The sequence below is a fragment of the Rhizobium sp. YJ-22 genome, assembly GCF_029601685.1.
Lineage (GTDB): Bacteria > Pseudomonadota > Alphaproteobacteria > Rhizobiales > Rhizobiaceae > Metarhizobium.
In genome coordinates this window covers 390039-403770 of the sequence record NZ_JARRIR010000001.1, presented here as the reverse complement: position 1 = coordinate 403770, position 13732 = coordinate 390039, and the positions used below count along the sequence as shown (strand labels likewise).

At 64.4% G+C, this 13732-nt stretch carries 11 protein-coding genes; 5 read left to right on the top strand and 6 right to left on the bottom strand.

Features of this window, described 5'->3' with window-relative positions; genetic code table 11:
- The first annotated feature begins 30 nt into the window (after nucleotides 1-30).
- Both abc-f and P7F60_RS01925 read left to right on the top strand, forming a co-directional pair.
- The gene (gene abc-f, locus P7F60_RS01930) at nucleotides 31-1653 is read left to right on the top strand and encodes a ribosomal protection-like ABC-F family protein (protein WP_277916007.1); all 1623 of its coding nucleotides are present in this window, start codon (nucleotides 31-33) and stop codon (nucleotides 1651-1653) included.
- 223 nt (nucleotides 1654-1876) lie between these two features.
- A complete protein-coding gene (locus P7F60_RS01925) occupies nucleotides 1877-2542 on the top strand; it encodes a metal-binding protein ZinT (protein WP_277916006.1) in 666 nt (221 codons plus the stop codon).
- A 64-nt stretch (nucleotides 2543-2606) separates the two neighbouring features.
- Here P7F60_RS01925 and P7F60_RS01920 read toward each other — a convergent pair whose 3' ends face one another.
- The gene (locus P7F60_RS01920) at nucleotides 2607-3845 is read right to left on the bottom strand and encodes an aminopeptidase (RefSeq protein ID WP_277916005.1); all 1239 of its coding nucleotides are present in this window, start codon (nucleotides 3843-3845) and stop codon (nucleotides 2607-2609) included.
- Between the two features lie 137 nt (nucleotides 3846-3982).
- On the opposite strand from P7F60_RS01920, the gene P7F60_RS01915 reads away from it, so the two are divergent.
- From P7F60_RS01915 to P7F60_RS01905, 3 genes are all read left to right on the top strand, one after another.
- On the top strand, nucleotides 3983-4738 hold the full coding sequence (locus P7F60_RS01915) for an AraC family transcriptional regulator (protein WP_277916004.1): 756 nt from the start codon (nucleotides 3983-3985) through the stop codon (nucleotides 4736-4738).
- Between the two features lie 79 nt (nucleotides 4739-4817).
- Nucleotides 4818-5714 carry an EamA family transporter gene (locus tag P7F60_RS01910; protein ID WP_277916003.1) on the top strand — a complete coding sequence of 299 codons (897 nt, stop codon included), beginning with the start codon at nucleotides 4818-4820 and terminating at the stop codon, nucleotides 5712-5714.
- Nucleotides 5715-5781: 67 nt separating this feature from the next.
- Complete coding sequence (locus P7F60_RS01905) at nucleotides 5782-6714, top strand: SDR family oxidoreductase (protein WP_277916002.1); 933 nt, start codon at nucleotides 5782-5784, stop codon at nucleotides 6712-6714.
- A 3-nt stretch (nucleotides 6715-6717) separates the two neighbouring features.
- Here P7F60_RS01905 and P7F60_RS01900 read toward each other — a convergent pair whose 3' ends face one another.
- From P7F60_RS01900 to P7F60_RS01880, 5 genes are all read right to left on the bottom strand, one after another.
- Nucleotides 6718-8025: an FAD-binding oxidoreductase gene (locus P7F60_RS01900; protein ID WP_277916001.1), complete on the bottom strand. Its 1308-nt coding sequence runs from the start codon at nucleotides 8023-8025 to the stop codon at nucleotides 6718-6720.
- Nucleotide 8026: 1 nt separating this feature from the next.
- A complete protein-coding gene (locus P7F60_RS01895) occupies nucleotides 8027-9385 on the bottom strand; it encodes a glutamine synthetase family protein (protein ID WP_277916000.1) in 1359 nt (452 codons plus the stop codon).
- 274 nt (nucleotides 9386-9659) lie between these two features.
- Nucleotides 9660-11330, bottom strand: coding sequence for an amidohydrolase (locus P7F60_RS01890; protein WP_277915999.1), 1671 nt, complete (start codon nucleotides 11328-11330; stop codon nucleotides 9660-9662).
- 20 nt (nucleotides 11331-11350) lie between these two features.
- A complete protein-coding gene (locus tag P7F60_RS01885; protein ID WP_277915998.1) occupies nucleotides 11351-12532 on the bottom strand; it encodes a serine hydrolase in 1182 nt (393 codons plus the stop codon).
- A gap of 163 nt (nucleotides 12533-12695) precedes the next feature.
- Entirely contained in the window at nucleotides 12696-13730 is a 1035-nt protein-coding gene (locus P7F60_RS01880; RefSeq protein ID WP_277915997.1) for an extracellular solute-binding protein, read from the bottom strand.
- Nucleotides 13731-13732: the final 2 nt, after the last annotated feature.

The window sequence follows — 13732 nt, the reverse complement described above, 5'->3', positions numbered from 1 at the left end:
CTGCGCCGCAACAATCCGGACCCGTCGCCCATGATCCGCATCGAAAACATCTCCAAGCAGAACAGCCACCGCATCCTGTTCATCGAGGCTTCGGCCGCGCTCAATCGCGGCGAGAAGATCGGCCTTGTCGGCCCGAACGGCGCCGGCAAGACGACGCTGTTTCGCATGATCACCGGCGAGGACCAGCCGGACGAGGGCCAGGTCAGCGTCGACAAGGGCGTGACCATCGGTTACTTCGACCAGAATGTCGGCGAAATGGCTGGCCGCAGCGCCGTCGCGGAAGTGATGGACGGCGCCGGCCCCGTCAGCGTGGTCGCCGCCGAACTGCATGAACTGGAAGCGGCGATGGTCGACCCGGATCGTCTCGACGAGATGGATGCGATCATCGAGCGCTACGGCGAGGTGCAGGCCCGCTATGAGGAACTCGACGGCTACGGTCTCCAAGGCCGGGCGCGCGAGGTTCTGGCCGGCCTGTCCTTCACCGAGGAGATGATGGACGGCGACGTGGGAAAGCTTTCGGGCGGCTGGAAGATGCGTGTCGCGCTCGCCCGCATCCTGCTGATGCGCCCCGACGTCATGCTGCTCGACGAGCCGAGCAACCATCTCGACCTCGAAAGCCTGATCTGGCTGGAGCAGTTCCTGAAAACCTATGACGGCGCGCTTCTGATGACCTCGCACGACCGCGAGTTCATGAACCGCATCATCAACAAGATCATCGAGATCGACGGCGGCTCGCTGACCGTCTATTCCGGCGATTACGGTTTTTACGAGCAGCAGCGCGCCCAGAACGAACGCCAGCAGCAGGCGCAGTTCGAGCGCCAGCAGGCGATGCTCGCCAAGGAAATCAAGTTCATCGAGCGCTTCAAGGCCCGCGCCTCGCACGCCGCGCAGGTGCAGAGCCGGGTGAAGAAGCTGGACAAGATCGACCGCGTCGAGCCGCCGCGCCGCCGCCAGACGGTCGCCTTCGAATTCCAGCCGGCGCCGCGCTCGGGCGAAGACGTCGTCAGCCTCAAGAATGTCCACAAGACCTATGGCAGCCGCAACATCTATGCCGGGCTGGATTTCATGGTGCGCCGCAAGGAGCGCTGGTGCATCATGGGCGTCAACGGCGCCGGCAAGTCGACGCTTCTGAAGCTGGTGACCGGCTTTGCCGAGCCGGACGAAGGCCGCGTCAATATCGGCGCGAGCGTCAAGCTCGGCTATTTCGCCCAGCATTCGATGGAATTGCTCGACGGCGACGCCACCATCCTGCAATGGCTGGAAGAGGCATTTCCGAAGGCCGGGCAGGCGCCGCTGCGGGCGCTCGCCGGCTGCTTCGGCTTCTCCGGCGACGATATCGAGAAGAAATGCCGGGTGCTCTCCGGTGGTGAAAAGGCCCGCCTCGTCATGGCGCGCATGCTGTTCGACCCGCCGAATTTCCTCGTCCTCGACGAGCCCACCAACCACCTCGACCTCGACACCAAGGAAATGCTGATCAAGGCGCTCAGCGATTTCGAGGGAACCATGCTGTTCGTCTCCCACGATCGGCATTTCCTCGCAGAACTGTCGAACCGCGTGCTGGAACTGACGCCGGACGGTATCCACCAGTACGGCGGCGGCTACACCGAATATGTCGAGCGCACCGGGCAGGAAGCGCCGGGCCTGCGAAGCTAGGGCCGCGCGAATTCATCATACTGAAGGCCAAGGCATCCGGGATTCCCCAGGATGGCTCTGGCGCTTTCGGGGTCGCCTCTCCCAACGCGGATGCGTTCGCATATATCGAAAAATCATGGCAGCAGGGTTGCAGTTGCCGGCAAAGATCGTTAGTCGAATGAGTGTAATGGTATTACATTACCAATCACAATCATTTCTCTTCCGATAACGAACGAGGTTGACGATGCAAAATCCACCCGTGCCCGGCCGTGCCAAAGCTCTTGCCCTCCACGCTCTGCTGGCGCTAGCCGTCGTGACGCTGCCGGCGGCAGGCGTCCACGCCGCCTCCCACAGCCACAGCCATTCGGAAAACGCCAAGGACGTCTATCACGGCTATTTCGAGGACGATCAGGTCAAGGCCCGCCCTCTCTCCGATTGGCAAGGACAGTGGCAGTCGGTCTATCCCTATCTCGTCGACGGTACGCTCGATCCGGTGATGGAGCACAAGGCGGAGGGCGGCGAAAAGACCGCTGCGCAATACCGCGCCTATTATGAAACCGGCTACAAGACGGATGTCGACCGCATCGAAATCGACGGCGACAAGATGACCTTTACCCGCGAGGGAAAGCCGATCACGGGGCAATATGCCAGCGACGGCCAGGAAATCCTGACCTATGAAAAGGGTAATCGCGGCGTCCGTTTCGTCTTCAAGAAGACCGGCGGCGACGCGGCCGCGCCTGCCTTCGTCCAGTTCAGCGACCACAAGATCGCGCCGGAAAAGGCCGATCACTACCATCTCTACTGGGGTGACGATCGCGCCGCCCTGCTGAAGGAAGTCACCAATTGGCCGACCTATTATCCGGCCTCGCTGGATGGCAAGCAGGTCGTCGAGGAAATGCTGCAGCATTGAGCCGCATTCCCCGGTAAGCCTATGCGCCGCCGCCTTTTATCAGGCGGCGGCGTTGCTGTTTCGATCAGGCCCATTCGCCCTTGCGCATGACCGGCACGCGGCTGCCATCGGCATTGACGCCGTCGATATCGACCTTGTCGGAGCCGATCATCCAGTCGATGTGGATCAGGCTGGAATTGCCGCCCTGCGCCTTGATCTGTTCGGGCGTCAGATGCGCGCCGTCGACGAAGCATTTCGAATAGCACTGGCCGAGGGCGATGTGGCAGGAGGCGTTTTCGTCGAATAGCGTGTTGAGGAACAGCACGCCGCTTTTCGAGATCGGCGAGGAATGCGGCACCAGCGCCACTTCGCCGAGGCGGCGGGCGCCTTCGTCGGTATCCAGCACCTTGTTCAGCACTTCGGCGCCACGGCTGGCCTGCGCCTCGACGATGCGGCCGCCTTCGAAACGCACGCGAATGTCCTCGATCAGCGTGCCCTGATGCGACAGCGGCTTGGTGCTCGACACATGCCCTTCGACGCGCAGCGCATGCGGGGTCGTGAACACCTCTTCGGTCGGGATGTTGGGGTTGCAGGTGATGCCGTTCTTGGCGGTGGACTGGCCGCCATGCCATTCATGGCCGTCGGCAAGGCCGACCGTCAGGTCGGTGCCGGGGCCGGTGAAGTGCAGGGCGGAGAAGCGCTGCCCGTTCAGCCAGGCGGATCGCTTGGCGAGTGCGGCATTGTGCTCCTCCCAGGCCGCGACCGGATCGGCGACATCGACGCGTGAGGCGGCGAAGATCGCATCGGCCAAGGTCTGCTGCGCTTCGATTTCCCCCAGATCGGGAAACACCTGCCGCGCCCAGGAAAGGCTGGGATAGGAGACGATGTTCCAGTTGATGTCGAAATTGGCGATCTTTTCCAGCGCCGGCTTGTAGGCGGTCGAATTGGCGCGGTTGGCGCGCGCCACCTTGGCGGCATCCTCGCCGGAGAGCAGCAACGGATTGTCGCCGACGATGGCGAGCCGCGCGGTATTGGCCTCGAATGCCCTGGCCATGCCCTCGTAGAGCCAGCCGGCGGCGCGGTCGAAGCTTTCGTCCGGCGCGTTTGCGTAGCGGGCGAGCGTCGCCTCCTCGTCATTATAGAAGGTGGTGACGAGACCGGCGCCGGCCTTGTAGGCGTGCCTGGTGATCGACCGCACCAGCGGGAGGGCGGCGATCGGCGCGGTGATCAGCAGATCCTGCCCCTTTTCCAGCCGCAGGCCGACCTTGACGGCGACTTCGGCGAGTTTGTCCAGTTTCTGGGGATCGACGGGAGAGGAGGTCATGGATGCGCCTTTTCGTTCTGCGTTGCTGCACCCTATGTAGGACAGGCCAACTGAAAACTGAATGCGGCGGGGCGGAATTTTACGGCATCCGCCTGCCATGCTATAGAACCCGCCAACCTCAACCCGACGACACCGTGATGACCCCAACGACGCCCGATCAGGACAGTCTCGGCTTCCGCAGCTATGGCGGCGAGGCGAAGCTGCATTGCCACGATTTCCACCAGATCGTGCTGCCGCGCCACGGCGCGCTGGAGCTGGAAATCGGCGGACGGGGCGGGCGGGTCGAGGGAAGGCAGGCGGCCTTCATCGCTGCCGGCACCCGCCACGCCTTTCGCGCCGAGGGCGGAAATCGCTTCGTGGTGCTCGATACCAGCGATCCCGCCTTTGGCGAGGCAGCCCTCGACCGGCTGGCGCGCGCCGCCTTCTTCCCCATCGGCCAGCCAGTGCTGAGCCTCATCGATTTTCTTGGGAGCATGACGGCGGATGCCGTCGCGGGTCCGCTGCGCGCCCATTGGTGCGGCCTGTTCCATGCGGCGTTGACGGGCGGGCCGGCGGGTAATGAAAGCGGTGCGCTCGACCGGGCGCTTGCTTTCATGCGCGCCCGGCTCGACCAGCCGATCACCATCCGCGACATCGCTCGCGAGGCGGGCCTGAGCGAAACCCGGCTGCACGCCCTGTTCCGCGCCGAACACGGTATGGCGCCGCATGCGGCGCTGATCGAGATACGCCTCGACCGGGCGCTGGAGCTTCTCGCCACGACGCGGCTCCCGGTTGCTGAAATCGCCCTCCTGACCGGCCATGGTGACCAGAGCGGCTTGACGCGCCGCCTGCGCCAGTCGCGTGGCCTCACACCCGCTGCTTTCCGCCGCGTGCAATCGGCGGGTTCTGCATAGGATCGGGCAGTTTTCGCCTAGCCGCCTCGGCGCAACCGGCCTATGGGCTGAGGGAAGCGAAAACGAACGGAAAGCATTCATGACACAGGCGGGACGGTCGCGCGCGACCCTGATCGGCATCGTCGCCATTCTTCTCTGGGCGGCCTTGGCGCTGCTGACGGCGACGGCGGGGGCGCTGCCGCCCTTCGAACTGATGGCGCTGACCTTTGCCGTCGCCTTCGTCAGCGGCTTTGCGCTCTTGTCGCTGCGCGGTCGCGCGGCCCTTGCCGAAATGCGCCAGCCGCTGGCGCCGTGGCTCACCGCCTTCATCGGCATTTTCGGTTATCACGCGCTGTATTTTTATGCCTTGCAAACGGCGCCGGTCGCCGAGGCCAGCCTCGTTGCCTATCTCTGGCCGCTGTTCATCGTGCTGTTCTCGGCGCTGCTGCCGGGCGAAGGGCTGCGGGCGCGGCATGTCATCGGCGCGGTGCTCGGCTTTGCCGGCACGGTGCTGATCATCACCGGCCGCGACGGCGGTGCCGGCGGCACCGGTGCGGTCACGGGCTATCTCGCCGCCTTTGCCTGCGCGCTCACCTGGTCCGGCTATTCGGTGCTGAATCGTCGTTTCGAGGGTACGCCAAGCGGCATGATCGTCGGCATCTGCGGCGCGGTGGCGCTGGCCGGCGGGGTCTGCCATCTGCTGTTCGAAGCCACGGTCGCCCCGGATGCAAAACAATGGCTGGCCATCGTCGCGCTCGGCCTTGGCCCGGTCGGCTTGGCCTTTCTCGCCTGGGATCACGCCACCAAGCATGGGCATCTGCCGCTGCTCGGCGCGCTCTCCTATCTCGCGCCGCTGATTTCCACCGCGCTTTTGGTGGCGACCGGCGCGGCGCCTGCGACGATCACGCTCGGCCTGGCCGCCCTGCTGGTCATCGGCGGCTCGCTGCTGGCGACGGGCATCGGCGGCAAGCGCGCGCAAAAACCGGTCCTGGAGTAGTTTCCGCTCGACAATTTCCGCCCGCCTATATCTATGCAGGGGTGGAAATGTAGTAGGAGGCGGATGCATGATCCTGGTCACCGGCGCGACCGGCTTTGTCGGCCGCGCCCTTCTGGGCGATCTCGCCGTGCGGGGATTGGCTTTCCGCGCCGTCAGCCGCAGGCCTCTGGATGGTTTCCTCGACGTCGGTGAATTCACCGCTGCTACCGACTGGCGCGAGGCCTTGGCCGGCATCGACACCATCATCCATCTCGCCGCCCGCACCCATGTCATGCACGAGACGGAAAGCGATCCGCTTGCCGCCTATCGCGCTCTCAATGTCGAGGCGACGGTCAATCTTGCCGAACAGGCGGTGCTTGCAGGCGTGCGCCGTTTCGTTTTTCTAAGTTCCATCAAGGTCAATGGTGAAGAGACGCCGCCCGGCCGGCCGTTCACCGAGGACATGCCGCCCGCACCCGAGGATGCCTATGGCCAGACCAAGCTGGAGGCGGAAGCGGCATTGTTCGCGCTTGGCCGCCGCAGTGGCATGGAGATCACCGTCATCCGCCCGCCGCTGGTCTATGGACCCGGCGTCGGCGCCAATTTCGAACGGCTGATGCGGCTGGCGCTGAAAGGCTGGCCGCTACCCTTCGGCCGGACCAGAAATGCCCGCTCGCTGATCTATGTCGGAAACCTGACCGATCTTCTCTGCCGCGCGGCAACGCAAGAGGACGCCGCCAATGCCGTCTTCCTCGCCGCCGACGACGAAGCGCCCTCGACCGGCGCGCTCGTCTCCCGCATCGCGCGCGCCGCCGGAAAGCCGGCGCCGAAACTGCTGCCGGTGCCGCTTTTCGCGATGCGGCTTGCCGCCGGCCTGATCGGCCGAGGCGCGATCGCCCGCCGCCTGTTCGGCTCGCTGGTCGTCGATGCCGGCAGGGCGAAGCGGGTGCTGGGCTGGGCTCCGCCCTTTTCGCTGGATGAGGGCTTGCGGCGGACCGTCGAGGCCCGCTCGCATATGTGAGGCTTAGATGCCGAGCTTGTCGCGCATCCCGTACCACCATGCGCCGAGCACGGTGAGCGGCACGCGAAACGTCTTGCCGCCGGGGAAGGGGTAGTTCGGCAGCGAACTCCACACATCGTAGCGGCCGGAATGGCCGGCGACCGCCTCGCCGAGGATCTTCCCGAGCAGATGGGTGGTGGTGACACCGTGTCCGCTGTCGCCATGCGAGAAATAGACATTGTCCGACAGCTTGCCCATATGCGGAATGCGCGTCAGCGTCAGCGCGAAATTGCCGCTCCAGGCGTATTCGATGCGGAAGCGCGACAGTTCGGGGAAGGTTTTCAGCATGTTCGGACGGATGACGCTGGTGAGGTCCGCCGGATCTTGGCCGCCATAGCCGATGCCGCCGCCATAGAGCAGCCGGTTGTCGGCCGTGCGGCGATAATAGTCGAGCACGTAATTGGCATCCTCGACGCAGTAATTGGCCGGCAGCAGGCTTTCGATCAGATCCTTCGGCAATGGCTCGGTCGCCATCACCTGGCTGGAAACCGGCATCATGCGGTCGCCGATTTCCGGCAGCAGTTTGCCGAGATAGGCATTGCCGCAGACCAGCACATAATTCGCCTTCACCGAGCCGCGCTCGGTGGTAACGACGGGATTGGCACCCATCTTCAGTGACACCACGCGCGAGTTTTCGAAGATGCGCGCGCCAAGGCTTTCAGCGGCTTGCGCCTCGCCCTGCACCAGGTTCAGCGGATGGATATGGCCGCCGAGCGTGTCGATCATGCCGCCGACATAGCGGTCGCTCTTCACATATGTGCCGACTTCGGCCTTGGAAACCATTTCGAGGCCGGTATGGCCGTGCTTTTCCCAATTGGCCTTGTGCTCGGCCATCTCGCGCACCTGCTTGGGCGTAAACGCGGCGAAGAAGCCGCCGGCGACGAGATCGCAGGCGATATCGTATTTGGCGACGCGCTCGCGAATGATATTGCCGCCTTCCAGCGACATTTCGCCGAGACGGGCGGCCTTTTCCGGGCCGTAACGGCGGGCGATGGTTTCGAGGTCGCGGCTGTAGCCGTTGACGATCTGGCCGCCATTGCGGCCGGACGCGCCGAAGCCGACGCGGGTCGCTTCGAGCACGATCACCTTGTAGCCGCGCTCGGAAAGTTCGAGGGCTGCGGAAATGCCGGTGAAGCCGGCGCCGATGATGCAGACATCGGCTTCCAGCGTGCCCTCCAGCGCCGGGCGGGGCGTGTGGTCGTTGGCGCTGGCGGCATACCAGGAGGCGGCGTGGCCGGGATTGATGCTGGTGGCGGAAAGGGGGGCGTTCATGTCATACCGTCCTGATGTAAGCGTCATACTCGACATCGGTGACGCGGAAGGAGAATTCGGAGAGTTCCTGCTGCTTGCAGGCCGTGTAGAGCGTGCGGTAGCGGGGCCCGAGCGTTGCATAGGCGAAGGTCGACCTGGCGAATTGCTGCAGGGCATAATCCCAGTTGGTCGGCAGCGGCTGATGGCTGATGGCATGGTCGTCGCCGGTGATCGCCCCGCCGGGGTTGAGCTTTTCCTTCATGCCGGCCAGCGCCGCGTTGAGGATCATGGCGAGCACCAAATAGGGATTGGTGTCGGCGCCGGCCACGCGATGCTCGATGCGGGTCGCGGCCTTCGGGGTGGTGATGACGCGCACGGCCGCCGAACGGTTGTCGAAACCCCAGGAGGCATAGGTCGGCGCGTGTTCGCTGGGGCGCAGGCGGCGATAGGAATTGGCGTGCGGCGCGAACACCGCCATGCTCTCGCCCATGTTGGCGAGCAACCCTCCGACCGAATGCATCAGCGCATCCGACGGGCCGTCCTGGCCGACATAGATGTTGTTGCCATGCTCGTCGAGCACGGAGAAGTGGACATGCATGCCGCTGCCGGCCTGCTGGCCATAGGGCTTGGCCATGAAGGTGGCGTCATAGCCATGCTTGCGGGCCACGCCCTTGACGATGCGCTTCAGCAGCACGGCGAAATCTGCGGCGCGCAGCGCATCGGGAACGTGGTTGAGGTTGATTTCGTACTGGCCGGGGCCGTTTTCGCGCAGCGTCGTATCGGCGGCGACCTGCTGCGCCCGGCAGGCGAGCGAGATGTCGTGGAAGACGTTTTCGAAATCATGCAGTTCCGAGATCGACAGAACCTGCGTCTGGCCGGTGTGCCAGCGGCCTTCGCGGGTGTTCGGCGGACGCACCGGATCGAGCGCCGAGCGCACATGGTCGATCAGGTAGAATTCCAGCTCGGTGGCGACCACCGGCGTCAGCTTCAGCTTGGCATAACGATCGAGCACGTCGGCGAGAACCTGGCGCGGATTGGCGAAATAGCCTGTGCCGTCGGTGTTCTTCATCGACAGCATGACCTGCGCCGTGGGACGGTTGAGCCAGGTAACGCGCGACAGCGTCTCGGGAACGGGATAGCAGATCCCGTCCGGATCGCCCGTGCCTTCGGCCAGACCGGCGGCGTTGACATCGCGGCCCCAGACGTCGAGGGCGTAGACGGAGCGGGGGATGGCCATGCCCTTGGTGAGCACGTCGAGCGCCCGCTCACGCGGGATCCACTTGCCGCGCGGCACGCCGTTGACGTCGATCACGAAGGCTTCGAGCACTTCGATATCGGGATTATCCTGCAGGAATTCCTGCGCATAGGTCATGTTGTCCATAAGGCACCAGTTTTAAAAGTCCGATTGTCCCTGTCGGGCACGGGGTCTCGTCACGCCCGCCCCGGATGAGTGGCCCTTGCCAGGGCCGGAAATCGCACTCGATTTCTGAAAAACGCGAAGGTTTGCGCGCCGTCCGCCATCCGTAGGGCGGATATGAGGGCGCGCGGGCGCTCTACCCCGGTCCGGGGGGCTGCTCCGCGTGAAAGATCAGAAATCGTAACATTGAAGTGCCTCCGCCCCCGCTTGAGGGGGCGGCTCCTGTTTCAAGCTTTGCTCATGCCTCGAAGGTGATCCGGCCGTCGCAGATGGTCTTCACCGGGCGAACGCCGGCGAGATCGGCGGAAGCCACCGCCTCGACATCGCCGCCGAGGACGACGACGTCGGCAAGATAGCCGGGTTTCAGCACACCCTTGCGGTCTTCCATGAACTCGACGTAAGCGCCGGCCCTGGTATAGGCCGCCAGCGTTTCATGCAGAGACAGGCGCTCGTCCTTCATGCCCTCCTTCCAGACGTCGCGGGTCATGGCGGCTTCGATGCAGTTCATCGGGTCGAGCGGCGAGACCGGCCAGTCGGTGGCGAAGACGATCGCTGCACCGGCATCGACCAGCGTCCGCCAGGCAAAAGCGTAGGGCCAGCGTTCCTCGCCGATATAGGTGAGATAGGGCTCGGTCGGCAGGCCGGCGCTGCCCGGCGGATGCACCGGCTGCATCGAGGCGACGGCGCCGAGTTCGGCGAAGCGCGGGATGTCATCGGGATGGATGACCTCGACATGCTCGACGCGGTTGCGGCTGTCGCGCTTGCCGTTGGCCTTGGCGGCGGCCTCGTAGCCGTTCAGCACCATGCGCACCGCGCCGTCGCCGATGGCATGGACGGCGATCTGCAGGCCGAGCTTGTCGGCGGCCGTGGCGATCTCGTTGAAATGCTCCTGTGAAAACAGCGGCTCGCCCTTCCAGCCGGGCTTGTGGCTGTAATCATCGACGAAGACGGCGGTCTCGCCTTCGGTGACGCCGTCCATGAACATCTTGACGAAGTCGCATTTCAGCCGGTCGGTCTGGAAGCGGGCGCGCCAGGCGGCGGCGTTGGTCTCCAGGTCGGAAAGCGGCATGAAGTTCTTCATGTGGAAGGGAATGCGCACGCGCACCGGCAGGCCGTCTTCCTTCTCGATCTCGTCCATGAGTTCGAGCTGGTAGAGATTGCCGTCCATGTTCTGGATCGAGGTGAGGCCGAGCGAGGCGCAATAGGCCATGCCCTGCTTGAGCACCTCCTTGTCGGCGGCGCGGTCGGCGGCGGTGATGTTTTCCGGCTCGCCGCCGGTGCCGACGCCAAGCATTTCACGCCCGCCGGTCTTGCCAAGCGCCGAGACCGGGCGGATGGCGTTGGATTCGCGCAGTTCGCCGCTCGCCAGCCCGTCCTCGGCCATGACGATCTCGTTGCCGATGCCGACGTCGCGCCCCTCGAGGATGCCGGCCCTCGTCAACGCGATGGTATTGGCCCAGGCGGTGTGATGATCGGGCGCGAAGATCAGCAGCGGTCGGTCGGGCAGGATGGCATCGAGATGATGGCGGGTGACGCGTTCCTCGTCGGAAATGATGGTGTAGTCGGCGCTCTGGCCGATGATCAGCGCCAGATCCGGGTTGGCGGCCGCGTATTCGAGCACCTTCTGCTTCAGGGCGTCAAAACCCTTGACGCGGAACAGCGACAGTTCCGACAACTCCACCGAGCCGCCGAAGATGTGCAGATGCGCCTCGTTGAAGCCGGGCAGCACGGTGCCGCCCCCGGCGTCGATGACCCTGGTGGCCGGGCCGGACAGGGCGGCGACATCCGCCTCGCTGCCGACCGCGACGATCTTGTTGCCGGCGATCGCCAGCGCTTCGGCCCGCGGATTGGCGTCGTCCATCGTCAGGACCTTGCCATTGCGGATGATGATATCAGCCTGTGTCGACATCGCGACCTGTTCCCCGTTTGTTAGAATGACATGCCGCAGATCGTGCGGAAGAAGGCGAAGACGTCCTGTCCTTCCTCGTCGCCGAGCGGATCGGGCTGCGAGGAGAGCTTGACGAGGACGGTCTGCGTGGAGGGATCGACCCACAGCCACTGGCCGTGGATGCCGATCGCGGCAAATGCGCCGTCGGCATCGCCCGACTGATACCACTGGCTGCGATAGCGCCCGTTCGGCAGGTCGACATTGCGCCCTTCCTGCCAGGCCTGGCGATCGCCGTTTTCGCGCATGTCGGCGACCCACGCCGCGGGCAAGACCTGCCGGCCTTCGACCGCGCCGTCATTGCGCAGGAGTTCGCCGACGCGCGCCAGATCGCGGGCGGTGACGCTGATGCCGCCGGCCGTGCGCGGCGAGCCGATGGCGTCGACGGTGATCGAGCCGTGGTTCCGGGCGCCCATCGGCTTCCAGAGAAGATCGGACAACAGATCGGCATAACGCGCGCCGGTCACGGTCTCGATGATATGGCCGAGCAGATCCGAATTCGGCGAGAGATAGTTGAACGGCCCACCATGCGGTCGGTCGGCCTTTTGCAGCGTCATCAGGAAGGCCGGCAGCGTTTCGACCGGCGTTCCCTCGATTGGCGGGTTCCACAGCATGGCGCGGCGATAGCGGGCGAATGCGCTCTGCGGATCGAGATAGGATTCCTCGAAATCGAGGCTGACGCGCATGTCGAGCACGTCGCGGTAAGTCGCGTCGCCATAGGCGCTGCCGACGGCCTGCGGCACGTAATGGGTGACGGGCATATCGGGATCGAGAAGGCCTTGCGCCTCCAGAATGCCCGACAGCATCGCCGTCAGCGACTTGCTGATCGAGAAGACGAGGTGAGGGGCGTTGACGTTTGCATGCGGCGCATAATATTCGGCGACGACCTTGCCCTTGCGCAGCGCAACGAAACCATCCGTATGGGCATGGCGCAGGAAATCCTCGACGGTCTCGGCACCGTCGATCCCGGTGCTGATGCGCGTCGACAGGAAATCCGGGCTGGCGAGCGGCGCTTCCGGCTCGACGCGGGCGCAGGAAATCTCGGCGGTCGGCACGAGGTCGCGCACATTCTGGAAAGCCCAGACATTGTAAGGCGCGGTGCGCCAGTTGGAGAGCGTCACATCGGCGCGCGAAAAACCGTGCGTCTCGACGAAACTGCGGATCATGTTTTCCTCCTCGGGCGCTCCGGGTCCGTCAGGGAAGCGGATATCCGACGCCTGTTCTTGACGACGCAATTCTCTTTCCGGGCTCGCGGATCGGGCCCGGCGCGTCGTGGACGATGGGCCGGAAGACAAGGCTTCCGGCCACAATAGCTCTGGAAGGCTACCCTTACTTCTGCAGTTCGGTCCAGATCTTGGTGTAGATCGCCTGGACTTCCGGCGGGCAGGCGAGGTTGAACTTGCCGGCGGCCTTCAGTTCTTCCGGGATGACGATTTCCGGCGCATCCTTCATATCGGCCGGCATGAAGGCTTCCGAGCCCTTGATGCCGTTGGCGTAGCGCGCGAAAGTGGAAATCAGACCGGCATTTTCCGGCTCCATGATGAAGTTCAGGAACAGCTTGGCATTGTCGACGTTCTTGGCATCGGCGAGGATGGAGGCGTTGTCCATCCAGACCGGGTAGCCTTCCTTCGGATAACCGTAGGCGACGTCCTTGTTCTGCAGGCGGGCGCGGAAGGAGGCGCCGTTCCAGTTGACGCCGGCCATCAGGTCGGCCTTGGCATATTGCTCGACATTGCCGTAGGCCATGGAAGCCCATTTCGGCTTGGCGGCCATCAGGGTGTCGCGAACCTTCTTCAGCACTTCCTTGTCGCCGGTGCAGGGCTGGCCGCCGGCATAGGTGACCGCCATATGCATGACGTCGGACATTTCCGGCACGACGTTGACCTTGCCGACGAGTTCGGCCGGCGGATCGAGGAAGATGGCCGAGGTGTTGATGTCACCCTTGTAGGCGGAGCGGTTGACGGTTACGCCGGTCGTGCCCCACTGCCACGGAACAGAATAGTGGCGGCCCGGGTCGAAGGGTACGTCGACCCACTGCGGATCGATATTCTTGAAGTTTTCCATCTGGTCGGGGCGCGATTCCAGGAGCAGGCCTTCCGAGATCCAGATCGGCATGACGCTGGCGGAGGGCACGACGATATCGAAGCCATGGCCACCCTGGCGGATCTTGGCGAGCGCCGTGTCGTTGGAATCGTAGTCGGTGACGGTCACCTTGACCTTGAACTTGTCGCCGAACTTCTTGATCAGGTCCGGGCTGGTGTAATTGCCCCAGTTGTAGATGTTCAGTTCGCCATCGGCATGCGCCACGGCGGCGGAGCCGAGAAGGGTAAGCGCAAGCGCGGCAAATCCCAGTTTCTTCTGCATTG

Bases quoted from the DNA above. Each gene is read 5' to 3' on its own strand.
- P7F60_RS01900 (WP_277916001.1), bottom strand. From the start codon at position 8,025: ATGAACGCCCCCCTTTCCGCCACCAGCATCAATCCCGGCCACGCCGCC.
- P7F60_RS01885 (WP_277915998.1), bottom strand. From the start codon at position 12,532: ATGATCCGCAGTTTCGTCGAGACGCACGGTTTTTCGCGCGCCGATGTG.
- P7F60_RS01910 (WP_277916003.1), top strand. From the start codon at position 4,818: ATGACACAGGCGGGACGGTCGCGCGCGACCCTGATCGGCATCGTCGCC.
- P7F60_RS01920 (WP_277916005.1), bottom strand. From the start codon at position 3,845: ATGACCTCCTCTCCCGTCGATCCCCAGAAACTGGACAAACTCGCCGAA.
- P7F60_RS01890 (WP_277915999.1), bottom strand. From the start codon at position 11,330: ATGTCGACACAGGCTGATATCATCATCCGCAATGGCAAGGTCCTGACG.
- P7F60_RS01915 (WP_277916004.1), top strand. From the start codon at position 3,983: ATGACCCCAACGACGCCCGATCAGGACAGTCTCGGCTTCCGCAGCTAT.
- P7F60_RS01895 (WP_277916000.1), bottom strand. From the start codon at position 9,385: ATGGACAACATGACCTATGCGCAGGAATTCCTGCAGGATAATCCCGAT.
- P7F60_RS01880 (WP_277915997.1), bottom strand. From the start codon at position 13,730: ATGCAGAAGAAACTGGGATTTGCCGCGCTTGCGCTTACCCTTCTCGGC.
- abc-f (WP_277916007.1), top strand. From the start codon at position 31: ATGATCCGCATCGAAAACATCTCCAAGCAGAACAGCCACCGCATCCTG.
- P7F60_RS01925 (WP_277916006.1), top strand. From the start codon at position 1,877: ATGCAAAATCCACCCGTGCCCGGCCGTGCCAAAGCTCTTGCCCTCCAC.
- P7F60_RS01905 (WP_277916002.1), top strand. From the start codon at position 5,782: ATGATCCTGGTCACCGGCGCGACCGGCTTTGTCGGCCGCGCCCTTCTG.